Consider the following 23,161-nt stretch of genomic DNA (forward strand, 5'->3'; position numbering starts at 1 on the left):
TTATTCATCGGCATTCTTCCGATATTTTTTTCGGATTTTTTCAATTTTTCATTTGACTGAAATAAAAAATTCCACCTTAATTGCTTATGTTTTAAGCGGATTTTACTCCAATTAACCTCAACAAAAATATAAATATTATATGAATAAAGCAGATCTCATCGCAAAAGTACAAGAAATCCTCGGCGCAGACGCAACAAAAGCTTGCGCGGAAAGAGCCCTCAACGCAGTCATCGAAGCCATCCAGTTTGGCGTAAAGAAACAGAAGAAGGTTCAGCTCATCGGCTTTGGAACTTTCTCTGTAGTTGACCGCAAGGCGCGCACCGGTATCAACCCCAAGACCAAGGAAAAGATTAAGATCAAGGCTTCCAAGGCAATCAAGTTCAAGGCAAGCTCCGCATTCAAGGCAAAGTAAGATTTGCTGGAACAAACCCAATCTTGATAAAAAAAGACGCCTGTCTCGGGTGTCTTTTTTTTGCGTCCGCCATAAAAGCGTGTTTTACATTTTTTATATTGCGCAAAAACAATGTTTTGACATTATTTAAAGCCAATATGAAAAAAACTTTGACATATTGCCTGTTGGCGGGCGCGGGATTGTTTATAAGCGCATGCGGACTGCTGGAAGATTCCATTGCGGAAAAATCCGCCTCAAACGCGTGGGAATTCGGGCTTGACTTGGCTTTTCTCGAAAAATACGCAGACTGCATCGTGCTTGGCGAAGACGAAAGTTTTGTGGCAGTGTCGCCCAAGCTCCAGGCGCGGGTCATGACATCAACTCTAAGCGGGGACGACGGATACAGCATGGGCTGGATAAACCGCAATCTCATAGCTTCGGGAGAGAAGGAAAGCCACGGCAACTTATACGGCGGCGAAGACAGGTTTTGGATAGGCCCCGAAGGTACCGACCACTCTGTGTTCTTTGAAAAAGACGCGCTATTTGTCCCCGACAACTGGAAAATACCGCAGGATATTTCGTCAAAGCCGTGGGAAGTGAAAAGCAAGAACCGCCACCAAGCGTCTTTTGAAAAGGAAATTTCGCTTAAAAACGCCAAGGGGGAAAACATAAAAATTTTGGCAAACCGCGAAATTACATACATCACGAAAGAAAACGCCAAAATAATTTTAGACACTGAAATTCCCGAAACCGTCAAAATTGTTGCCTTTCAATCGGTGAACAAAATTACAAACAAGGGAGAAAAGCCCTGGGGAGAAAAAAGCGGTCTTATAAACTTGGCGGTGGTTTCCACGTTCCATGCGAATAAAAGCACCTACGCCTTCCTTCCGTTTAACCAAGGCTCGCCCAAAGACATAGGCTCGATAATAACCGACATGTACAATGAATCCCCCATCGGAGACAGGCTTTCGGTTGCGGGCGATTTTGTAAGAATGCGCATGGACGGCTCGAAGCTCGGCGAAATTTTTATGAATCCCAAGCGCACGCGCAACATTTTGGGCGCGTACGATTCCGACCAAAACCTGCTGACAATCATAACGTTCGTTCCGCCGCCTGCGCCCGCAAAATACATCGCCCCGTACTGGCGCAGAACAAACGACATGCTTGACGGAGACGCCGTTTCGATATTCAACAACGGCCCCGCGAACCACGATACATTCTATGCCGACAAGTTTTTCAAAACCTCGACATTCTCTCCCGCCCTCGCGCTCGAACCCCAAAAATCGCAGTTGCACATACAGCGCACGTTCCACTTCAAGGGTTCTGAATACGAGCTTGAAAAGATAGCGCAAAAGCTTTTGGGAGTTTCGATGAAACAGCTGCGCCCTGAATAATTGAAAAATTTTCCGATAAAACAACTTTAAACTATTTTTATGGAAACTATAAAACCAGATGCTTTTTTGGAAACGCTAATGGCGACAAAATCGCCCACGGGAGCGGAAACGCAGGCGGCATGTGCCGTCGATGCTTTCGCAAAGCCATTCGCTGACGCATATTCGCGCGACGTTTTGGGAAACAGATTTGCCACTGTCGGCAATGCGGAAAAAACCATAATGTTCGCGGGGCATATCGACGAAATCGGGCTTATAATCTCGCATATCGACAACGACGGATTTTTGTTCTTCCAACAACTCGGAGGGCATGACAACATAATGCTTTCGGGAAGAAGAGTCGCAATCCTTACAAAAAACGGGATTGTGCGCGGAGTTACGGGCAAGAAGGCAATCCACTTAATGGACGCGAAAGAGCGTAAAGACGTTCCCGAAACCCACCAGATTTGGATAGACATCGGCGCAAAATCAAAAGACGAAGCGGAAAGCCTCGTTGAAATCGGAGACAGCGCGGTATTTGAATGCGGGCTTGAACACCTCCACGGCAGTCGCTACGCCGCAAGGGCTTTCGACGACAAGGCGGGATGCTACTGCGCCTTTGAAGCCCTGCGCAGGATAAAGGAAAAAGGCGGAAACCCCGACTTCAAAATAACGGCGGTCGCCACAAGCCAGGAAGAAATTGGAACGCGCGGCGCATGGACAGCCTCTTACAGCGTAAACCCGCAAATAGGAATCGCCATAGACGTCGAACATGCGACAGACTTCCCAACTTGCGACATCCGCAGATACGGGCTTATAAAGCTCGGCGCAGGTGTTGTGATTTCAAGGGGTCCGAACATCAACCCCGTCGTTTTTGAGCGTCTCGTTGAATGCGCAAAGAAAAATAACATTCCATACCAGATAAACGCAGAGCCGCGCCCGACGGGGACAGACGCCCGCATACTGCAAATGACAAGGCGCGGCGTTGCAACAGGGCTTTTGGGCATTCCGTTAAGATACATGCACACTCCCGCCGAAACTGCGGATTTGCAAGACGTCCAAAGCTGCGCCGCCCTGCTTGAAGCTTTCGCGCTCTCCGTCAGAAAAGAAGACGACTTCACTTTCTAATATCATGAAAAATCTCCCTTTAAGCAAAAAGACAATACTTCTTACGCGCCCGAACAACGAGCCCCTCGCCTCTCAGCTGAAAGAGCTTGGAGCGAAAGTTTTGGAATTGCCGCTGATAGACGTGCAATTTGAGGCGGACGCGGAGGTTGCGGAAGATGTTCTGAAAAACCTCGCCTGCTATGAATGGATTTTATTTACAAGCGCAAACGGCGTAAAGGGCTTCTTCAAGGAATTCTTTAAGAAGTTTAAAGACATACGCTGCATAGGGCCTTGCCGAATTGCCTGCGTGGGAAGCACAACCGCAGATGCATTGAAGGAGTTTTTCATTCAAACAGACGTCATTCCCGAAAAAGCCACGGGCGAAGCCATGGCGGAAGCAATTTTAAACTACGAAACAATCGAAAATTTAAATATGCTTTACGTCACGGGCAACCTAAACGACAACTCCGTATCAAAGATTTTGGAAGAAAAAGGAAGAGCCATCGTAGATACGTTCCCCGTTTACAAGACCTCGCTAATAGAGCTTGACGGCGAACACGAAGCCTTGAAAGAGTTTGTTGAAAACGGGGCGGACGCAATTTATTTCGCAAGCGGCTCGGCAGTCGAAGGCTTTGTGAAAAACGCGAAGAAGCTTTCACTTAAAAAAGGCGCAAAAAGCCCGAAAGCTTATTCGATTGGCGAAAAATGCTCCGAAAAGATGAAAAATTCCGGCATTCCCGTCGCAAAAGAAGCAAAGCATCCAAGCCTTGTCCTGGAAATGCTGACGGAAGAGCTTGGCTGATTTCATGCCAACTATTTTGCAAAAAACAAAAAATCCGCGCCTTATGCGGATTTTTTTATTTTTCAAATTCAATTTTCATCTTGTTTCGCGGGTGGTGCGCGCTATGCTCGGCAATCAAGGCGGAATCGGCGACTTTTGTGTAGATCTGAGTTGTCGCCAAGTCGGAATGCCCCAGCATTTCTTTTATCGCCATTAAATTTGCGCCCGCGCCCAAGAGATGGGTTGCGAACGAATGCCTCAGCATATGCGGTTTTATTTCATGCTCGATGCCCGCCCTCAGCGCGTATTTTTTGATGTTGTGCCAAAAAGTTTTACGCGAAAGCTTGTCGCCCTTATTTGTTATGAAAAGATAAATCGGGTGTTTTTTTCTGAAAAAATCGCGCGAAAAATTCACATAGTCGTTTATCGCGCCGACGGCTCTGCCGCCTATCGGGACGAGTCGAACCTTGTCGCCCTTGCCGCAAACGCGTATTATTTTGGCTTGAAAATCCAAGTCGGAAATTTTCACCCCGCAAAGCTCGCTTACGCGCAATCCGCTGCAATACATAAGTTCAAGCATTGCCCTGTCGCGCTTTTCAAGCATATTTTCGCGCGACGGCTCGGCAAGGAGTTTCAAGACTTCTTCCCTGCTCAAAACTTTCGGGATTTCCCTGCGGACTTTGGGGCGCGCGATAAGCTCCGAAAAATCGGACTTCCAGATTTTTTCCTCCATCAAAAAACCGCTCAATGACTTTACCGCGCTCAGCTTTCTCGACTGCGTGGAAGATTTCGCGCCGCGCGAAATCTTGGCAATCCATTCTGAAATTTCGGCTTCGGACGCGCCGCCGAAAGACTGAATTTTTTTCGACTGCAAAAAGAGCGCAAACTGCTCTACATCGCTCAAATAAGAAGCTACTGTGTTGCGGCTCTTGCCAAGCTCCATTTCAAGATAGAGCTTGTACTCCAAAACAGCGTCTTTAAATTCCTGCGAAAGCAACATATTTTACCGCGCGGAAAGAAGTTTTCTTACTGCCGCAGTTACAGGCATTTTAGACGCCTCAACATCCGCCTCTATTTGCGGCAAAATGCTTGCGACCTCGGGCTTTGAATAAAACTCGCGCAAAATTTCATCGTCAAGCACCGAATGCAGCCACTCGCGCTTTTGATGCGCCCTGCGGATTTCAAAAAATCCCGTCTCAAGCATTTTTTTATGAAACTCTTGAAGCCTGCGCCAAATTTCCATCACGTTAAATCCCGTGTGGGCAGAGCACACCTCGCAAAAAGGCGACCAGTTCGGTGTCGGGCTGTTCAAAAAATGCAGTACGCCCGCAAGCTCCGCCTTTTTAAGGGTTGATTTCTCGACCAAATTGCCGTCGCACTTGTTGACAGCTATCGCGTCGGCAAGCTCTATAACGCCTTTTTTTATCCCTTGCAAGTCGTCGCCCTGCGTCGCAAGCTGCACAAGCAGAAAAAAGTCGGACATCGACCTCACGGTGACTTCGCTCTGCCCCACGCCAACAGTTTCAATTAAAATCGTGTCAAAGCCGAAAGCTTCGCAAAGAAGCATTGTTTCGCGGCTTTTGCGGGCGACCCCACCCAATGCGCCGCCCGAAGGCGAAGGTCTTATAAAGGCGTTTTCGAGCCTCGACAGGTTTTCCATGCGGGTTTTGTCGCCCAAAATACTGCCGCCGGTAATAGTGCTTGACGGATCGACAGCCAAAACGGCAACCTTTTTCCCTTCTTTGCAAAGCATTGTGCCAAGGCACTCGATGAAAGTGGATTTCCCCGCCCCGGGCACGCCCGTAATGCCGACTCTGAACGACTTTCCCGAATGCGGCAAAAGCTCCGAAACAAGCTCTTGGGCTTTTTCTATGTGGCGCGGCGCGTTGCTTTCAATCAAGGTTATCGCGCGCGAAAGCATTGTTTTGTCGCCGCTTAAAATTCCGTCTTTATATTCGGCAACCGAAAAGCTTTTGCGCTTCACTATGGGGCGTCTTTTTACCACTTTCGAAAATCCGCTCTCTTCAAAGCCGTCGTGCCTTGCCTTGATGCCGGGCATCACTTCGGTTGCAAAAACAGACTTGTCGGCATTTTCCGGAACCCATTCGGGCAAATTTTTATCGTCATTCATCGCCGCCTTCCTCCAAATATTTCTTTCCGATGTTTTTTTTCGACTTTACGCCAAGTTCCTCCAACCTTATCGCAGTGCCCAAAACGCCTTGCCTGCCCGAAATCGAAGTATCCAAATCAGCATATCCCCTTTGGACTTTTTCTATCGACTTGCCAAGCTCCCCAAACCTTTCGAGGAAGAGGCAAATCCTTTCGTGGAGGCTCTTGCCAAGTTCCGCGATTTCAAGGGTGTTCTTGTTCTGCTTTTCGATGCTCCAAATATTTTCCACCGTCCTTAGGCATGCAAACAAAGTTGCGGGGCTTGCAAGGGCGATTTTAAGGGAATTGGCATATTGAAGCAAATTTAAATCTTTCGTAATCGCAAGCTCGAACGCCCCTTCGATTGGAATGAAAATCAAAACGAAGTCGGGATTTTGCACGTCCTTTAACGCCTCGTAATTCTTTGAGGAAAGACCTTTTATGTGGGCGCGCACCGAATTTAAAAAGAGCTTTAATTCCGCCTCGCGCGTTTTATCGTCGGGCGCGGCGCAATAATTCATATAGTTTACAAGCGACACCTTTGAATCTATTATGAAATTTCTGTTGTCGGGCAGGCGCACCAAAACGTCCAATATGCGCGACTTTCCATCCTGCACATGGCTGTCCTGCGTCAAAAAATTCACATTTTCCACAAGCCCGCAATTTTTCAAGGCGTCCTCCAAAATCATTTCGCCCCAATTTCCCGCCGTTTTGTTGTTTGAAACAAGAGCCTTTGCCAAATTGTCCGCCTCTTTTGAAATTTTTGCGTTCATTTCAGAAAGCATATTTATCTGGCGTTCCAAACTTCCGTATTTTTTTGCGTCGTGCTCCGCTACATCGTCTATGCGCTTTCTGAAAGACGCAAGATTTTCTTTTAGCGGAGACAAGACGCCGTCAAGCTGGATTTTGTTTGAAGATTCAAATTTCTGGCGCGCGGCGTCAAAAATTTTCGCGCTGAAAGCCTCAAATTCGCCCGCCTTTTCAAGCATGGCTTTTTCCCTCTCCTGCATTCGCGCTTCCGACTTTTCAAGGCGGATTTTTTCATTTAAAAGAGACTCTATTTTCTTGTCCTTTTCAGACATACCCGCCTCCAAAGACGCCGAAAACTTTTCAGCGGCCTCGCGCTTAAAAATCTCCTCTTTCAACGCAAATTCCAAATTAGATTTTTCCTCCGCGCTCGCGCCCAAATCTTTTCGCAAAGACGCAATGCGAAAATAAGCCGCAACCGCCCAAGCCAAAAGCACTATGCACGACAAAATCAACAAAACAAAAGCTGTTCCGACATTTTCCATATGAAAAAACCAGTTTTATAGCCATTAAAACACTTCAAAAAAAATATTCCAAGCATTTTAATTGCGGGTACAAAAAAAAGCGGCTTAAAAAACGCCGCCCTTTGAGATTTGAATGAGTTTTTAAAGCTTCAAACGCGCTTCCAAGCCCTTTACGATAAAATTATAGGCTTCGTCAACGCTTTCGACATACTTGAAATACTTCAAGTCGTTTTCTGAAATCACGTCGCTATCTATCAAGTGGCGGAAGTTCACCGCCTTTTGCCAAAACTCCCTATCAAACAAAACAATCGGGAATGTTTCGTGCGTCTTGCGGGTTTTCATTAGCGTAAAGACTTCAAAGAACTCGTCGAAAGTTCCCGTGCCGCCGGGGAATACGACAATGGCCTTCGCAAAGAATAGAAGCCAGAATTTTCGCATAAGAAAATAGTGGAAATTTATGCCCAACTCCTTTGTTACATAATCGTTTTGACGCTGCTCGTCGGGGATTGTTATGGTAAGCCCCAAATTTCTGCCGCCGGCCTTGAATGCGCCCTTGTTCGCCGCCTCCATGATGCCCGGGCCTCCGCCGGTCATTATGTAAAAGTTGTCGCGCTCGCCAAATTTTTTCAAATTTATCCACTCCTGCAAACGCATTGCAAGCTCCTCTGCCATCGCATAGTACTTTGACATTCTTTTGTCGCGCTCGGCGTCGGCAAGCTTCTTTTTCATTGCCTGCGAAAGGCGTGAAACTCCCTTTGCGCGCTTTTTAATTTCAGCCAAGTTGGCTTCCGCGACTTCGGGAGACTTTATGCGCGACGCACCGAAAAACGTGATTGTGTTTTGGACGCCGAAGTGGTCGAAAACAATCGCGGGCATAAGCAAGTCGCGCTGAATTTTCACTATGCGCTCCGACATGTTTGAAATCGCGCTGTCAATGGGCTGGTCGGCGGGAGAATCAATTATTTTGCCTTTCACGGCTTTTGAACCCCCGTTTGATTTTTTTGTCTTTGATACTTTTGCCATATTTGCCTTTCGTTTTGCCATGCAAAAAAAACCCCGACTTAAAAATCGGGGATTTTTTCGATTTTTTAAATGCTATTTTACATCAACGTCAATTTCATTGACCTGCTCTTTAACCTGCTCAGCCGTCGCAGAGTCAACGGGTTCAGCCTTTATTTGAGCGGGGCTTATTGAAACAGGAACAACCTTTTCCGCAAACCCTCTCGCGCGGATGAAAAGCTTGCCCTTGGCGTCGGCAACGCCCTTCAAGGGAACGACAACGCTGTCATGCCCGGGCTTTACGAAAACTTCGCCCATCATGACCGCGCTTGGAATGTTTGTTTTCACGTCAATGTAATATCCCTTTTCTCCCGCCTTGAAGCCGATATTGAAAATCACGTTTACGATGTCGCCCGTATTGATGTCGATTTGCGCAGGCGAAACTTCCAATTCAGAGCGGTCAATGCGGAACGCGCCAATCCAAGACTTGCCCGATGCGCTAACAAGCTCGACATCGTATGTCTTGTCTGATTCAAGTGGGGGAACGACAAAGCTTATCGTGTCGCGCGTCACGCTTTCCACTGTGGCAAAGACGGGGCCGAACTTTATTTTATCCTGCGAATTGAAGCCCCTGCCGACAACGGGAACAACCGCGCCGATATGCCCTCTGTCAAACTGCATGTTCATAATGTAGCGGTCGGCAACTTTCAAAGTGTAAACATTGTCGCTTTGGAAGGAGCGCGTCACAACGCCGCCCGCGCCGGTGTCAGACTTGTATTCCAAAATGTAGTAGTACTTCGCCTCTTTTCTGCCTTTTGGCATGTTATAGTCGAACTCGTACATTCTGTCGCCCGGTCTCGAAGAAATTTCGCGCATAGGCAAAGTCTGTTCGTCGATGACGACAAACGGCTTAACGGAACCCTTGACAACGCCGCCATCGTTGATGTGTGCGCGCATGCTCAAAGTGTATATTCCCGAAGGATTTTGCGGAAATTTTTCGGGGGACAAATTGGTAATCGAAGAGCACCCCGCGACGATTAAGCCCGCGAACGCTCCGCCAAGAAATTTAAAAATCTTTACAATACTCATGGTTTTGACATTTAATTTTATATCAAAAGCTTTAAATATTTATTTCGATAGTGCAAGACAAACTTAAAGATATTTTTAAAAATTCGCCAAAAAAGACAGCCGCATACGTCCATGTTCCGTTTTGCGCGAGAACTTGCGCCTACTGCAAATTCTACAAAACAGCCCCCTCTTTCCAAAATCTGGAGCTTTACCTGCAATGCCTTGAAAAAGAAGCGTCGCGATTTTTTAACAGCGCAAAAGGCGCGGAAATTTCAAGCATATTCATAGGCGGCGGCACTCCTTCGATTTTAAGCGAAAACCAGCTCTCCCGCCTTGCGAAAATCTTTGAACATCAGGCGGGGAAAGTTGAATGGACAATCGAAGCCTCCCCTTCAACCATAAATCCGCAAAAACTCAAAGTCTTAAAAAGCCTCGGAATAAACAGGATTTCCCTCGGAGTGCAAAGTTTCAGCGAGCGCACTTTGAAAAATCTTGGGCGACCCCATAAGGCGGAAGCTTCGCAAAAAGCCATAGAACAAAGCCTTGAAGTATTTGACAACGTCAACATCGACCTTATTTTCGGCGCGCAAAACCAAACAAGGGAAGACTGGCATTCCGATTTGGAAAAAGCCGCGAGCTTCCCGCTTTCGCACATAAGCGCGTACTGCCTCGAATTTGAAAGCGCGACTTCATGCTGCGCGGGAAACGAAAAGCCGTTTGAAACGCAGATAAAAGAAGCCGACTTTTTGTATTTGGCGATGGATTTTCTCGCCCAAAAGAACTTCAAGCATTACGAAATTTCAAACTACGCAAAGCATGGGAAGGAATGCGCCCACAATTTGAACACCTGGAACATGAACTCGTGGATAGGCTTCGGCCCAAGCGCGGCAAGCCAGTTTGGCGGGTTCAGATTTAGAAACACGAGCGACTTGAACAGCTGGGCAAAAGGCGTAATGGAAAATTCCCCTGCGCGCGAAGACATCGTAAAATTGGACGACGACGAATTATTTAACAGCGCGGTTATTTTCGGGCTTCGCAAGATGGAGGGCGTAAATTTGGAAAGCCTGAAATCGCGCTTTAAGAATGCGGATTTTTCGCGCTACGAAGAGCCGATAAAATTTCTGGTTTCCACGGGATTGCTGGAAAAATCAGGCGATTTCCTGCGCCTTTCCCGCAAAGGCATTCCGCTTGCCGACTCAGTTGCAGTAGAGCTTATTTAATTTGCGCAAATTCATCATACGCAAAAATATTCGCCTTTTTCGGCGCGGATTAAACGCCAGTTTTGCCGCGAAGAATTTTGCGGGGCGGAAGTTGTCGATGTTGCGATTACTTGCGCATCAAAATCTATGCAAGACCAAAACGCGCTTCTTCTATCTTCGTCAAGCTCGCCCAGAATATCGTCGCACAAAAGCACGGGCATAACTTCGCCGCCGCCTTTCATGATTTCAAACTGCGCAAGCTTCAAAGACAGGGCAACCGAACGCTGCTGCCCCTCAGAGGCGAAATCGCGGACATTTTTTCCGCTTACAAAAATCAAAAAATCGTCCTTGTGCGGGCCGGACGAAGTAGCCCCCAGAGCAAAATCCCGCCGCCTTGATTCAAACAGGAGCTTTCGGTAGCCTTCGACGTCTTCGGCGCAAAAATTCGGCTTTAATTTTATGGCGGTTTTCTCTTTCCCGCCTGACAAAATCCCGTATTTTCGGCTTGCGATTTCCCCTATCCGCTCAAAAAAGCAGGCGCGGATTTCATTTAAAACCATGGCGTTTTGAGCCATTTGAGCCTCAAATGCGCCAAGCGAAATTTCGTCGGGATTGTTCTCTTTCAAAAGAGCGTTGCGGCTTAAAAGCGACGCGTGGTATCCGCGAAGGGCGTTAAAGTAGCGCATGTCCATCGAAGAAATCAGCATATCTATAAAACGTCTGCGCTCCAAGGGTGCTCCGCGCACGAGCTTTATGTCGTCGTTGCAAACGGGCATAATCGGAAACTTACCGATAAATTCCCCGAGTTTTTTCTGCTCTTCATTGTTTACGAAAACTTTTTTCGAGGAATTTGAAAACTCCATCAAAACTTCGCATTTCCCAAGGGTTTCATGGTTGAGCTTCGCCAAAATCTGGGCTGTTTGCGCGCCGTTTTTTATCAAGTTTGCGGTCTTTGAGGTCCTGAAAGAACGCAAAGCCCAAAGGAGCGCGCAGCTTTCGAGAAGGTTTGTCTTGCCCTGCGCATTGCTTCCGTAAATCCAAACAGAGGGCGCGCCAAAAGACGCCTCCGACAGCTCGGAATTTCTGAAATTGCAAAGCCTGACGCTTTCGATGTCCATTTTATGCGCAAATTTTGAAAATATAACACATTAAAAATATCTTTTTGCTTGTAAAGGCGATTATGGAAAACAATTCTATTTTACATGCAGACAGGAAACGATTATCTTAAACAGGCTCTCGAAACAAAAGACGACTCCTTTGAAGCTTCATTGCGCCCGTCGGGGTTCGACTCTTTTTCGGGGCAGGAAAAGACAATCGAACGCCTGAAAGTAATGGTTGGGGCCGCAAAGCGCAGGGCGGATTCGCTAAGCCACATTTTGCTGCACGGCCCTCCCGGGCTTGGCAAGACGACCTTGGCGCTCATTTTGGCAAACGAAATGGGCTCCCAAATACGCATAACTTCGGGACCTGTAATCGAAAAGGCGTCGGACCTTGCAGGGCTTCTCACAAACCTCGAAGAAGGCGACATTTTGTTTATCGACGAAATTCACAGAATTCCGCGCACTGTCGAAGAATATCTTTACAGCGCAATGGAAGACTACCGCATAGACATAATGATAGACCAAGGCCCTAACGCCCGCTCCGTCCGCCTTACAATTCCCAAATTCACGCTAATCGGCGCAACCACCAGAACGGGGCTTTTGACAGCTCCTCTTCGCAGCAGGTTCACCCTCAAAACAAGGCTCGACTACTACTCGAAAGAAGAGCTTAAAAAAATCGTAAAGCGCACATGCGCGCTTCTTAACATTGAAGTCGATGAAGACGGCGCGATGGAAATCGCAAGAAGGTCGAGAGGCACTCCGCGCATCGTAAACAACCTCGTGCGCTTTGTGCGCGACTACTCCGAAGAGCGCGCAAAAGGCGTAATAACAAAGCATTCCGCCTCAAAGGCTCTTGAGCTTTTGGAAATCGACGAAAACGGATTGGACGAAATGGACAAGCGCATAATGAAAGTAATGGCGCAAAACTACAAGGGCGGGCCCGTCGGCATCGGAACGATAGCTGTCGCTGTAAACGAGGAGGCCGACACGCTTGAAGAAGTCCACGAGCCATTTCTGATTCAAGAGGGATACATTCAGCGCACTCCGCAGGGCAGAATGCTGACTCCCAAGGCGTGGGATGTTATCGGCATAAAAAATTTGGGCGAAGACTTCATGCAGGGCAGCCTGTTTTAGGAAATGGAAGATTTTTTTGACTACATCATCGCAGGGCAGGGAATAGCAGGCTCAAACCTCGCAATGCACCTTTTAGAGCGCGGGAAAAAAATCGCGGTGATTGACGACGATTGGAATGGAGCCGCATGCAAGGTTGCGGCGGGAGTGCTGAACCCCATTACGGGCAAGCGTCTCGTAAAAAGTTGGAGAAGCGGCATTGCAATGCCTTACGCGAAAAAATACTATGCCTCCCTCCAAGAAAAGTTCGGCGAAAAATTTTTCTTCGACCGCCAGATTTTACAGCTTTGCAAGTCTTCGGAAGAAGCGGAGCTATGGCATAAGAGAAAAGGTGACATTGACTATTCGAGCTTTTTAAGCGAATACAACCCTCCCAAAACATTTCCCGAACTAAACGACAACTTCGGCAGTTTTTTCATCAACTTCGCCGCGTGGGTTGAAGCTCCGCATGCGATGAATTTGCTAAGAAGCCACTTGGCTTCATGCGGCGTTTTAAGGCTTGAAAATTTCGATTATTCACAACTGGAAATCGAAAGCGGCTTTGTTAAGTACAAAAACTTAAAGGCGAAAAAAATAGTGTTTTGCGAAGGCTGGCGCGCAATCTATAACCCCTATTTCAACTGGCTTCCATACCGCCCTGCCCGCGGGGAAATTCTGACGGTTAAAATAGAAGAAAACGTTTCTGAGCACATAATCCACCGCGAAAAATGGCTCATGAAATACAAGGGCAACCTATACCGCAACGGCTCCACTTGGGACAGGGTAAATTTCATGAACCCCTCCCCCACTTCTGAAGCCCGCGAAGAGCTTGCAAAAGCCCTTCCCTCAATCATCGGGAAAATCCCATTTGAAATTGTAGAGCAGGAAAGCGGAGTGCGCCCCTGCACCGCCACAACGCGCCCCCATTTGGGACGCCACCCAAAGTTTCAAAACCTGTATTCATTCAACGGCTTCGGCTCGAAAGGCTACGCGCTCTCTCCGTATTTTGCAAAACACTTCGCCGAGTATTTGGAAGGAGAGGCGGAGCTTGACAAAGAAGCCGACCTTGCGCGCCATATCCGCAAATTCTACCGCGGAGATTTTTAAAAATCAATCTCGGCAACCCCTGTTTTCAGACGGGATTTCCCGTCTTGAAAGCGGAAAACTATTTTGCCGTTTGAAATTGCCAAAACGCCGTCTTTTATCGAATTTTTACCATGCCTGCCCGTGAATGTCGCGACAAACGGAGATATTCTCTTGTAAGACAAACTTCCTTTTTCCCCGTTTACAAAACAATTTTTGCCGTCGCCAAGAACTTCGATTTCAAATTCTCCAAGCTTCAAGAATGCTCCCGCAAGGCTTATCGGAAGAGGATTTAAAGGCTCTATAACCCTCGCGACTTCAAATCGTCCGAATTCTGCGGTTTCCCCGCCTCCGAAATCAATAGCACCCGAAATTTCTTCTTTTTCCGCCTTTGAAAGGTTAAGAGTTTCGCCGTTTTCAAGCGCATCCTGCCAACTGATGCCAAGCTTGAAATTGCAAATACCGTCCTTTTGCTTGTAAGATGCACTTGCGTTTTTGTAAAGGCGGTAGCTCTTAATTTCGCCCGTTTCCAAAACATCGTTTTCACTTATGACTTTTGCGGAAGAGTTGGAAACAAACGCAAGGGTAAACATATATTCCCCTCCTTCAAAGAACGCAAAGCTCTGCCCCGAAAGCTCCAAAGGATTGAGAGATGGATTTACATGAAGAAATATCGTTTTGCTTGAAGAAGTCGCAACCGATTTTTTATCCATGTTGTAAACTTCGCAAGTATATGCGTACATTCCCGAATACGGCTTTTTTACGACGTACTTTTTCTGCGTCGCGCCCTTTATTTCCACTCCGTTTTCATACCATTTGTATTTGACCAAGTAGCCGCGCGCATCTGCATTAAGCGTAATGGCGGAGCCATCGACCGCTTCCGCCGCCGCGTTTTCGGAGCTTATAAGATTATTGTTTTGAACCGCATCAATTCCTAAAATTTTTGCGGACTCTCTGACGGTGTATTTTACAGAAGAAGTGTAAATTTCCATTCCGCCGTTGAAGACTTTGAGGCGAAATTTTGCGCTGTTCAAATCCAAAGCCGTTTCGGGATAAAATTCTGAAGAGTTTGCATTTTCGATGTCTTCCCAAACCCATTCGATTTTTCCCTTTTCATTCACGCGGGCTACCTGCATCTGCCACCGGTATGACGGATTATACCCCGATACCGACACTGAAAAAGCCTCGCTTTGCAAACCTTCAAATACCGTTAATGGCTTGGGCTTTTGCGTGATTTTGAGTTTTTCAAACACCTTCAAAGAAAACGCCGCCTCTTCGGCGTCCTCTCCATTTGAAACAGTAAGCTTGTAAGACCACCCGTCCATTTTGAGTGTCGGAGTTATGGATAGTTCGGGCTTTGTTCCGACCTGCTTTAAGCCCTTGCCGTCGTTTTTGTCGCACTCCCATTTAAAGGTCAGCTTAGAGCCTTCAAGCAAGTTTTCGGCATTGGCAGCAAGTTTTATTTTAACGCCCTCATAGCATTCCAAGGATTTTTCAAATTCGTCCAAAACAATGCTTGAATTTACCGCGGAAAATTCCGTTATGATTTGGTTTTCAAAATTCAAAGTGTTTCCGATGATACAGCGGAATTTCACCCTGTTTTGCCAGTCGGCGGAAGATAGCTTGAGCGTATTTAAATCTTCTCCGACATCAATCCAAATATCGCCGTCAAATTTCTGCCACTTGTAATGCAGATCAAAGCCCGAAGCTTCTATGTTCAAAGACGAATGCTTAGCCGTGTAAAAACGCATGCACTTTTCGATTTTTGCGCGGGCTTTCACTATAAGTTCCGCGGCATTCGAGTATGCCGCAGCCCCCGCGTTTGAAACTTTGCATCTGTAAAAAATTCCGCCGTCTTTTAAGCCGACATTTTCAATTTTAAGCACCGAAGAAGTTTCGCCCTTTAAATTCGTCCATGAAGACATATTCTTAGAACTTTGCCACTGGTACGCCAAATTGTCGCCCGTTGCAATAACTTCAAAAAACGCATCGTCGCCTGAATACACATCTGTGTCACCAAGCTCGGCGTCAATCCGCGCGCTCCGCAAAACCTGCAAATTTGCAGTATTTGAAACAACAAAGCCGCCACCGTTTGAAACCACGCACCTGTATTGCCCCGCATCTTCCAATCCGACATTTGCAATTCGGCAACTTGCCCCGTCCGCACCTTCAATGTCGAGCCAAATGCCCTCTGAAAGCTTCTGCCAGCAATACGAAAGCCCGTCGCCCGAAGCCTTTATTGAAAAAACAATCACATTGCCTGTATAAGCGCGGATTTCCGAACTTAAATCGGAAGTGATTTTTGCGTTTTTTAAAATGGACACTGATATTTGCGGGGCGTAAAATTCAAATTCACCCCTCGTTATCTTGCACCTGAATGACGTTTTTGAAAGAATGTTTTTCGCCTCCCATTCGGGGGAATTTGCGCCGTCTATGTCAGACCATACCGAGCCTTTTTTTACCTGCCATTGGAATTTGACGTCCGTTTCCTTGACTTCCACGAACAAATCCGCGCTCTGCCCTTCAAAAACCTCAATATTGGAATCGGTTGAAGATAGAAGCGTTATTGGAGCCACGGCAAATTCAAAGCCAACCTCTTCCGAAATCTTGCTTCCGTAAGCATTTGAAAGAACGCACCTGAATTTTGCCCCGTACTTTTCAAAAATTTCATCTCCTGAGAAAGACAATGTTTTCGACGCGCAATGCGGCAAATCCGACCACTGCGAATTTGCGTTTTCTTTTATCTGCCAGCGGTATGAAATCCCCGACAAATTTTCCGCCTCTACCGTAAAATCCGCAGTGTCGCCCGCAGAGTTTATCTTGGCATTCCGCGTAAATTCGAGAATTCTCGGCGCGGAATGCGAATCAAACCCAACCCTTGCAATGTCAAGCCTCCTTTGGTTTAATGAAAGCGACGAGTTGTGCTTTTCGTAAGTTCCCATTGGAACGCCGTCAAAAATTATTTCGGGAGAAGAAAACATCGAAGTAGGCGAATAGTAGCCGCCTTTACCGTCAAAGTTGTACGCCATTATCGTATGATATTTCTTGCCGCTTGAACCCATAAAATGATAGCCACATGAATATGGATAAAGCCCGTTGCCGCCCGGCTCCGTCGCCTGGTCGGGCGAGTGCGTAAGCCCCATGTTATGCCCAAGCTCGTGGACAAAAGTAGAAGCAGATCCCGTAGAGCGGTTGACTGCCGAAAACAAAAGAGACTTGTTTGCGGAAGAAGAACTGACAAGCCAAGCGATGCCGCCCAAATTTCCCCAAGAAGACGCGTTTGTAATCAACGACACCATGTCGGCATTGCACTCGTCGCGCAAAGACGCAATTTCAGAAGAGTTTGTAACATTCTCCAAATCGACGCTTCCGTCTCCCGACGAACTGTAGTTCCAAGCGTGGACTTTTACGCAGTTAAGCTCGATGTTCACATTTGAATTTGCGTAAAAAATATTCGCTTCTTCAATTATTTCCGTTGCGTATGCTTCCAAGCTTCCGCCGTAGTTGCGCCTTGCGTAGTTTTGGGCGTCGATGTCAAAGACAAGCATTATGTCTATCGCGGCAGAAAGCGCAAACTGCGGAATCGCGAAAAGTAAAAATATTAAAATCGCAAACTTTTTCATTTGCCAAGCACCCTTTCTTGCACAGTTCCGCAAGGCAAATTCGGCATTTTTGAAACGTCGTTTTCAACCGCTTTCTGCTCTGAATTTAAAACGTCGCAAACGATTTTATACTCGTAATTTTTCGATGCGTCGAAAATTTTTGCGGTCAAAACCCCGCTTGAAGAAACCGCCAATACTGCATACGAATTTTTGCCGCCTTCCAAACTTCCCTTGACACAGAATACGCCCAAGGAATTTGTTTTTAGGGAAGAAATTTTTATATCGAAAGAAACATCGTCAAATAGAGAAAGCCGCAAGACGGGAAGCTCCGCGCCTTTTTGGTTTTCAAGTGCTTTCAAAGATTTCAGCGCGTCGTTAAAAATTTCAATATTTTGAACCCTGAGCTCGTAAACCTCCGAAAGACTCCGCGAGAAAGCCGCATTTGCTTTTGAATTTTCAGATTTTGGAGCAGACAAAACCAAAACTTCCGATGCCGATAAGCTTAAAGCAAAAAACGGCAAAAGAATAAATAATGACGCCAATCTTTTCATACTAATGAATTTTATTTTCATCTAAATCCAAGTCAATTCATAAAATTTTCTTGCAATAAATTTGCGCATCAAAAAAATAAATACACAATAAAAAAAAGGATTGAAAATGACTTACATATGCACGGTTTGCGGATATAAATACGATGAATCAGCGGAAAAAACACTTTTTAAGGACTTGAAAGGCGACTGGTGCTGCCCCCTTTGCGGCGCGCCAAAAGGAATGTTTGAGCCTGAAAATCAGGAGACCAACGAAAGCGAAAATCACACCGCCGCGGAAGTCCTGATTGACACACTTCAAGAAAACGGGCTTCGCTTTGTGTTCGGGATGGTCGGGCATTCAAACCTTGGGCTTGCCGATGCAATCAGAAAAAATGTAGAAAAAGGCAAAATGGAATTTTTCGGAATTCGCCACGAATCAAGCGCGGCATTCGCGGCGTCCGCATACGGAAAACTTACAGGAAAACCCGCCGCCTGCCTTTCAATCGCGGGCCCCGGAGCCACAAACCTACTCACAGGGCTTTGCGACGCCGCCTTGGATAATTCCCCCGCAATCGCAATAATGGGGCAAGTTCCGACAAGCGAACTTGATTATGGAATATTCCAAGAGCTGAACTTAACTTCCATTTTTGAAAGCGTTGCGCAAAACCAATACACCTTGTTTGAAAATTCCGACTTTGCAAAAACTGCAAACGAAGCCTACGCAAACGCAGTCGTAAAACGCGGCGTAAGCCAAATTGTTGTTCCCGACGATGTACAAACTGCCGCCGCATCGCCTTCAAAAACATTCCCAAAAACTTGCAAAACGGAATGTTATCCAAGCCCGAAGTCTCTGGAAAAAGCCTGTCAAATGCTTGAAAAATCAAGCCGCCCCGCAATTCTTATGGGCTTCGGCGCAAAAGGCGCAGTAAAAGAATGCCTCGATTTTGCAAACATTTTAAACGCGCCGATTTTTACGACATACCGCGCAAAAGGCTTCGTTAATGAAAGCGGAGAACTCGCTTGCGGAGTGCTTGGAAGAAGCGGAACATCGGCATCAATGCAACTTGCCGAAAAAGCGGACTTGATAATTGCAGCAGGCTGCGGATTCAGCAAGCATACAGGGCTTTCAAAAACAGTTCCCGTCATTCAAATAGATAATGACCCGTCAGCTTTTGGCAAACGCCGTAAGGCAGACTGTGCGATTTTGTCAGACACAAAACTCGCCCTATCCGCGCTTTTTGCAATGGTTAAAGAAAAGGCGGTAAAAAAACAAGATTTCCGTCCCGAAATAAAAACGCTGAAAGAAAATTGGATTTCGGAAAAATCCAAACGAGCCGCAAAAAACGAAACAAACTCAATCTCGCCCGCATTCGCCTGCCAAGTTTTGTCGAAAAAAATTCCAGAAAAATCAATAATAAGCGTTGATGTCGGCAACGTCGCCTACTCTTTCGGCAGATATTTCGAGGCGAAGAACCAAAGAATATTGCTCTCTTTTTATCTCGGCTCAATCGGCGTCGGGCTTCCTTCCGCCATGGGGGCATACTGCGCGACAAAAGAAGACGGAGAATTTAAAAACTTGCCGGTGTTCGCAGTGGTGGGCGACGGCGGATTAGCCCAATACCTCGCAGACTGGACAACCGTCTCAAAATACAAGATGCCGATAAAATGCGTCGTATTCAACAATTCCGAGCTTGCAAAAATATCATTGGAGCAGACAAACGCCCGCTTCAATGTTTGGTCAACTTCGCTTAAAAATCCGAATTTCGCAGAGTTTGCAAAGTCGTGCGGCACGTTCGGCATAAGAGTTTCGGAAGCGGAAGAACTCGAAGAAGCCGTCGAAAAAGCCCTGCAATTCGACGGTCCCGCGCTTGTTGAAGTTATGACAAACCCGAATTTAAGCTGATTTTAACTCTGCAACCTTGTCGGCAATGGCACGTGCAAACGCTTCCAACGCCTCAAAATCCTGGGGCTTGGGACATCCTTTTATTACAAACGGATCAAGCTTTTCGATTGACGGGAGTTTTAAATTCGCCTCAATCGGCGCAATCAAATTTCCGCCCCACCCGATAGAGCCGATTAGCGTGTAAAACTTTGTTTTAGGCTTCAAAATCGACATCAAATAAGCGCAGTAAACCAAGCGCGGATGCGGCCCCGACAATATGCATGAAGAGCCGAAAACAACACCCGTTGCGTCAATCAACTCTTCGGCAAGCTCACCCTCGTCGGTTTCCATCAAATCAACCGCCTTTGCGGAAATGCCAAGCTTTGACAACGAATTTAAGAGACGCTCCGCCAAAATCTTCGTGTTGCCGTACATCGAAACATAGCAAATCAAAACCTTGCCCGAAACTTCCGTCGAAGTCCATTTTTCGTAAAGCTCGAAAATGAATTTCGGGTCTTTGTAAACCGCCCCGTGGCTCGGCAAAACCATCGCGGGATTTATCTTTCTTGCAAGCGCAAGATGCTTTCTGCAAAACGACGCAAAAGGCATCATGATTTCAGCATAATAGCTCTTCGCCGCAAGCTCCAAGGCAGGAGAATTGTCTGCATACAAATCAAACGAAGTATAATGCGCCCCGAAGAAATCGCAGGTAAAAAGCAGATTGTCCTCAACCAGATAAGTAAACATCGTGTCAGGCCAATGCACAAACGCCGTCATGTAAAAACGCAGGGTTTTTCCGCCCAGCGACACCTCTTCATTGTCGGAAACAACGCGGATTTTAGAGGAATCAACATTCAGCATGTTCTTTAAATTTTCCGCACCTTTCAAGGAACATAAAACAACCGCGTCATGATAAATTTCAAGAAGCGCGGGTATTAAGGAAGAGTGATCCTGCTCGGCATGGTTTGAAACAATGTAGTCGATTTTTACCCCTGCCGACTTTACGTCATCCAAATATTCTTTTGCAAACGGCGCATACATCGTGTCGATTAACGCATTTTTTTCGCCGCCTTTCACAAGATACGAATTGTAAGTGGTGCCTTCCCTGAGCGGAACAAGCTGGTCGAACAGCTTGCGCTCCCTGTCGGCTATTCCCAAGAAAAAAACGGAGTCATTAATCTTCTTCATACCTAAACAAAAAAACCTATCGGCAAATTTTTGCAAAGTCTTTTTTCAAAAAAATAAACGCAAGACGCAAAATAATTTAGAAAAAATTTTTTAACGCGGGAAATTTAAAAACCTTTTGCGAATAGTAAAATAAAGACAGTTGTTAAGTTTGTAATCTTATTGTCATATATAGCTAATCGGAACCCGCATTCATATCGCAAGAACGGATGCGAGCTTTCATTTTTTTGCTTGTTCGTCCAAGTATTCGGTTAACATTGTTTTTAAGTTGTTATTGTCGGATTTCTTGATTTTGTTTTCAAAAGTCACAATTTGCCCGATATACAAAATTTGCGAAGTTCTGCGATTATAGATTGCATAAATAAAGGGCTTATCCAATTTAAATTCAATGGGACCCGATATATTTTCAGAACCAAAAACAGCTAGCATAACAACAACTTGTGAAATTACAATCGCCCCCTTTTCGTCAATTTCAACTTCCGTTTCAGACCGGAATTTTTCACACGCAACAGAAATTTCTTCCTTAAACAACTTGTAGTCATTTGTATATTCAAAGAGACGGTTTATGCCTAACTTTTTAAGCGTGGGAATAAAATCCAAATCCGATTTTATTTTAAATTTTGGGATAGACAACTTTACGTTTCTTGACGCATATCTCGTTCTTTCAATGGCAGATTTATAATTAGACGCGTCAAAATCCGCCAAACCCTTTCCCTGTTTAGGCTTGAAGAAAAACATTTCATAGTCGCCATATTTAAATGGCAGCGATACAACTTCAAAACTGTCAGTTTCGGCATATTTCGCCTCTTCGTCGTTGCGCTTCATAAAATCGACTTCGTAATAGCCAAACTCTTTTGAGCCAAAAATTCCTTTTGACGTAAAAACTTTATCAAAATCTTTCTGCCATTTTCCCTCAAATTTAGATTTTAAAACTAGCCTCAATACATCATTTGAAAATCCGAAATCGGCAGACGATAACGAAAATCCGCACTTTTTTATGCCGTCAACAAGAGTAAGCGATTTATTATAATTTGCAGTAAGTGAAAAATTAAATATCCATTCTTTTTTAGGTAAAGGCTCCGACGACACAAAAGGCTCTACCTCTTGCTTGACTGCTCCGCAAGAATTTTCACAAATAAAGCGTAGCCCCATATTCACCAAAGCAGGAGAAAAAGCGATGTTTGCCGATGGATTTTCTTCCCTTAAAAGTTTGAAGAAACCAAAAGTTCCAATATTTTCACATTCGCCCATAAAGGCAAAAATATCACCTAAAAGTTCGTTTTGCGAAGGGTCAGAATAGAATGCTTTTTCACGAAATGCCGAACTTCCATTCTTCCACTTTAATAAAATTAAGGGAGAGTCATAAATAATCCCGCTATTTTTAATTTTACCGGAATTAAGATTTTGAATAACCTTATCCGACAATTCCTTCAATTTGGGAGTCAGCAAAATCTTCGCAAAATCCCCTAAATCCATGTCGTTTACAATGCTTTTATTTTTAAAAAGATAAGCATTATCAGAGGTAACAACCACATAAATGTTTTGACGAATAATGCCATAATCGCTGATGCCGACCCATAAAATTTCTTCGCCTATATTTGATATAAAATTATTTTGTAAATTTTCAAATTGCGCATTTAGACCTTCTATGGCATTGGCATTTCTTTTTATAAAAAAATCATCGTTCAAAACGTTTATCTTTTCAGCCATCGCCATCAAATGCAAGAAAAGCATACAAAAGAACAAAAAACAAAATCTTCTCATACCTTAACGCTTACATAAATCAAATATTGTACATAAGGACATATTTATCCGCCGCAAATTTTGCAAGGTATTCCCTCATTTTTAGTGCATGATCTGCCCTTGCAATTTCTATAATACCTGCAATTTTTATTATGTCGTTTTCCGCTTTTGGATATCCAAAAATCAGAAACTTCAGATTTATTACTTGCGGACGGTGCCGAAGTTGAAACATTTACAAGATTGCTTTTATTTTCCGATAAACAAAAAACGCATGTTAAAAAAAACACAAAGAATAAAAAACTTTTTTTCATAAAATTTTTCTAACAAAAGCCTTTTTGAAAATCAAGCTTACTTTCTTAGTTAAAAAAAGCAGAGGTAGATTCACAACAAAATTAAGGAATCAAACATCATAGCGTCAGGTAGTAGATAACAAGGAGAGCAAAAACTTTCCAGTGGTTTTGTCCCAAAACAAGAGAGCCCTGAGCTTCTTTCGAAACTCAGGGCTCATAATTGCACTCCCTCGCTTGGTTTTGCTTTGCAAAATCCGCGCTGTTGTCGCCCTACGGGAAAATTACTTCGTAATTTTTGCTAC

The 23,161-nt window shown here is 45.4% G+C and carries 18 protein-coding genes; 8 read left to right on the plus strand and 10 right to left on the minus strand.

The genetic code is table 11. The features are described 5' to 3' along the window. The first annotated feature begins 139 nt into the window (after positions 1 to 139). The 4 genes from MOX91_RS06380 to MOX91_RS06395 all read left to right on the plus strand — a co-directional run bounded on the left by MOX91_RS06380 (position 140) and on the right by MOX91_RS06395 (position 3,670). Positions 140 to 412 (plus strand): HU family DNA-binding protein, encoded by a 273-nt coding sequence (locus MOX91_RS06380; RefSeq protein WP_370397246.1) that lies wholly within the window; start codon positions 140 to 142, stop codon positions 410 to 412. 137 nt (positions 413 to 549) lie between these two features. Continuing rightward, positions 550 to 1,785 (plus strand): DUF6786 family protein, encoded by a 1,236-nt coding sequence (locus tag MOX91_RS06385; RefSeq protein WP_370397247.1) that lies wholly within the window; start codon positions 550 to 552, stop codon positions 1,783 to 1,785. 39 nt (positions 1,786 to 1,824) lie between these two features. Beyond that, the gene (locus MOX91_RS06390) at positions 1,825 to 2,889 is read left to right on the plus strand and encodes a M42 family metallopeptidase (protein WP_370397248.1); all 1,065 of its coding nucleotides are present in this window, start codon (positions 1,825 to 1,827) and stop codon (positions 2,887 to 2,889) included. 4 nt (positions 2,890 to 2,893) lie between these two features. Next, a complete protein-coding gene (locus tag MOX91_RS06395; RefSeq protein WP_370397249.1) occupies positions 2,894 to 3,670 on the plus strand; it encodes a uroporphyrinogen-III synthase in 777 nt (258 codons plus the stop codon). A 55-nt stretch (positions 3,671 to 3,725) separates the two neighbouring features. On the opposite strand, the gene xerA is transcribed toward MOX91_RS06395, so the two are convergent. The 5 genes from xerA to MOX91_RS06420 all read right to left on the minus strand — a co-directional run bounded on the left by xerA (position 3,726) and on the right by MOX91_RS06420 (position 9,156). Beyond that, positions 3,726 to 4,649, minus strand: coding sequence for a site-specific tyrosine recombinase/integron integrase (xerA, locus tag MOX91_RS06400; RefSeq protein WP_370397250.1), 924 nt, complete (start codon positions 4,647 to 4,649; stop codon positions 3,726 to 3,728). Between the two features lie 3 nt (positions 4,650 to 4,652). Then, positions 4,653 to 5,780 carry a methylmalonyl Co-A mutase-associated GTPase MeaB gene (gene meaB, locus MOX91_RS06405; RefSeq protein WP_370397251.1) on the minus strand — a complete coding sequence of 376 codons (1,128 nt, stop codon included), beginning with the start codon at positions 5,778 to 5,780 and terminating at the stop codon, positions 4,653 to 4,655. Continuing rightward, a complete protein-coding gene (locus MOX91_RS06410) occupies positions 5,773 to 7,089 on the minus strand; it encodes a DNA recombination protein RmuC (protein ID WP_370397252.1) in 1,317 nt (438 codons plus the stop codon). The genes meaB and MOX91_RS06410 overlap by 8 nt, the downstream gene beginning before the upstream one ends. 120 nt (positions 7,090 to 7,209) lie before the next feature. After that, entirely contained in the window at positions 7,210 to 8,091 is an 882-nt protein-coding gene (locus tag MOX91_RS06415; protein WP_370397253.1) for an LOG family protein, read from the minus strand. Between the two features lie 72 nt (positions 8,092 to 8,163). Beyond that, the gene (locus tag MOX91_RS06420) at positions 8,164 to 9,156 is read right to left on the minus strand and encodes a hypothetical protein (RefSeq protein WP_370397254.1); all 993 of its coding nucleotides are present in this window, start codon (positions 9,154 to 9,156) and stop codon (positions 8,164 to 8,166) included. A 50-nt stretch (positions 9,157 to 9,206) separates the two neighbouring features. On the opposite strand from MOX91_RS06420, the gene hemW reads away from it, so the two are divergent. After that, the gene (hemW, locus tag MOX91_RS06425) at positions 9,207 to 10,355 is read left to right on the plus strand and encodes a radical SAM family heme chaperone HemW (protein ID WP_370397255.1); all 1,149 of its coding nucleotides are present in this window, start codon (positions 9,207 to 9,209) and stop codon (positions 10,353 to 10,355) included. 14 nt (positions 10,356 to 10,369) lie between these two features. On the opposite strand, the gene recF is transcribed toward hemW, so the two are convergent. Then, on the minus strand, positions 10,370 to 11,452 hold the full coding sequence (gene recF / locus MOX91_RS06430; protein ID WP_370397256.1) for a DNA replication/repair protein RecF: 1,083 nt from the start codon (positions 11,450 to 11,452) through the stop codon (positions 10,370 to 10,372). Between the two features lie 84 nt (positions 11,453 to 11,536). Here recF and ruvB point away from each other — a divergent pair, with 84 nt between their 5' ends. Both ruvB and MOX91_RS06440 read left to right on the plus strand, forming a co-directional pair. Beyond that, entirely contained in the window at positions 11,537 to 12,568 is a 1,032-nt protein-coding gene (gene ruvB, locus MOX91_RS06435; RefSeq protein ID WP_370397257.1) for a Holliday junction branch migration DNA helicase RuvB, read from the plus strand. A gap of 3 nt (positions 12,569 to 12,571) precedes the next feature. Beyond that, the gene (locus MOX91_RS06440) at positions 12,572 to 13,651 is read left to right on the plus strand and encodes an NAD(P)/FAD-dependent oxidoreductase (RefSeq protein ID WP_370397258.1); all 1,080 of its coding nucleotides are present in this window, start codon (positions 12,572 to 12,574) and stop codon (positions 13,649 to 13,651) included. Here MOX91_RS06440 and MOX91_RS06445 read toward each other — a convergent pair. Then, positions 13,648 to 17,250: a M12 family metallo-peptidase gene (locus MOX91_RS06445; protein WP_370397259.1), complete on the minus strand. Its 3,603-nt coding sequence runs from the start codon at positions 17,248 to 17,250 to the stop codon at positions 13,648 to 13,650. The two genes, MOX91_RS06440 and MOX91_RS06445, sit on opposite strands and share 4 nt — an antisense overlap. Continuing rightward, a complete protein-coding gene (locus MOX91_RS06450) occupies positions 17,247 to 17,780 on the minus strand; it encodes a hypothetical protein (protein ID WP_370397260.1) in 534 nt (177 codons plus the stop codon). Before MOX91_RS06450 ends, MOX91_RS06445 begins: the two co-directional genes overlap by 4 nt. Positions 17,781 to 17,886: 106 nt before the next feature. On the opposite strand from MOX91_RS06450, the gene MOX91_RS06455 reads away from it, so the two are divergent. Then, positions 17,887 to 19,662, plus strand: a complete 1,776-nt coding sequence (locus tag MOX91_RS06455; RefSeq protein WP_370397261.1) for a thiamine pyrophosphate-binding protein — start codon at positions 17,887 to 17,889, stop codon at positions 19,660 to 19,662. On the opposite strand, the gene MOX91_RS06460 is transcribed toward MOX91_RS06455, so the two are convergent. Beyond that, complete coding sequence (locus tag MOX91_RS06460; protein ID WP_370397262.1) at positions 19,654 to 20,829, minus strand: FprA family A-type flavoprotein; 1,176 nt, start codon at positions 20,827 to 20,829, stop codon at positions 19,654 to 19,656. The genes MOX91_RS06455 and MOX91_RS06460 overlap by 9 nt on opposite strands. Positions 20,830 to 21,045: 216 nt before the next feature. Continuing rightward, entirely contained in the window at positions 21,046 to 22,536 is a 1,491-nt protein-coding gene (locus MOX91_RS06465) for a serpin family protein (RefSeq protein WP_370397263.1), read from the minus strand. Between the last annotated feature and the right edge of the window lie 625 nt (positions 22,537 to 23,161).

The organism is Intestinicryptomonas porci, from assembly GCF_033971905.1.
GTDB classification, from domain to species: domain Bacteria; phylum Verrucomicrobiota; class Verrucomicrobiia; order Opitutales; family Intestinicryptomonadaceae; genus Intestinicryptomonas; species Intestinicryptomonas porci.

Coding starts and splice junctions, on each gene's coding strand:
- MOX91_RS06465 (WP_370397263.1), bottom strand. CDS start 22,536: ATGGCTGAAAAGATAAACGTTTTGAACGATGATTTTTTTATAAAAAGA.
- MOX91_RS06440 (WP_370397258.1), top strand. CDS start 12,572: ATGGAAGATTTTTTTGACTACATCATCGCAGGGCAGGGAATAGCAGGC.
- MOX91_RS06390 (WP_370397248.1), top strand. CDS start 1,825: ATGGAAACTATAAAACCAGATGCTTTTTTGGAAACGCTAATGGCGACA.
- ruvB (WP_370397257.1), top strand. CDS start 11,537: ATGCAGACAGGAAACGATTATCTTAAACAGGCTCTCGAAACAAAAGAC.
- xerA (WP_370397250.1), bottom strand. CDS start 4,649: ATGTTGCTTTCGCAGGAATTTAAAGACGCTGTTTTGGAGTACAAGCTC.
- MOX91_RS06415 (WP_370397253.1), bottom strand. CDS start 8,091: ATGGCAAAAGTATCAAAGACAAAAAAATCAAACGGGGGTTCAAAAGCC.
- MOX91_RS06460 (WP_370397262.1), bottom strand. CDS start 20,829: ATGAAGAAGATTAATGACTCCGTTTTTTTCTTGGGAATAGCCGACAGG.
- MOX91_RS06420 (WP_370397254.1), bottom strand. CDS start 9,156: ATGAGTATTGTAAAGATTTTTAAATTTCTTGGCGGAGCGTTCGCGGGC.
- MOX91_RS06385 (WP_370397247.1), top strand. CDS start 550: ATGAAAAAAACTTTGACATATTGCCTGTTGGCGGGCGCGGGATTGTTT.
- recF (WP_370397256.1), bottom strand. CDS start 11,452: ATGGACATCGAAAGCGTCAGGCTTTGCAATTTCAGAAATTCCGAGCTG.
- MOX91_RS06455 (WP_370397261.1), top strand. CDS start 17,887: ATGACTTACATATGCACGGTTTGCGGATATAAATACGATGAATCAGCG.
- MOX91_RS06445 (WP_370397259.1), bottom strand. CDS start 17,250: ATGAAAAAGTTTGCGATTTTAATATTTTTACTTTTCGCGATTCCGCAG.
- MOX91_RS06410 (WP_370397252.1), bottom strand. CDS start 7,089: ATGGAAAATGTCGGAACAGCTTTTGTTTTGTTGATTTTGTCGTGCATA.
- MOX91_RS06380 (WP_370397246.1), top strand. CDS start 140: ATGAATAAAGCAGATCTCATCGCAAAAGTACAAGAAATCCTCGGCGCA.
- MOX91_RS06450 (WP_370397260.1), bottom strand. CDS start 17,780: ATGAAAAGATTGGCGTCATTATTTATTCTTTTGCCGTTTTTTGCTTTA.
- MOX91_RS06395 (WP_370397249.1), top strand. CDS start 2,894: ATGAAAAATCTCCCTTTAAGCAAAAAGACAATACTTCTTACGCGCCCG.
- meaB (WP_370397251.1), bottom strand. CDS start 5,780: ATGAATGACGATAAAAATTTGCCCGAATGGGTTCCGGAAAATGCCGAC.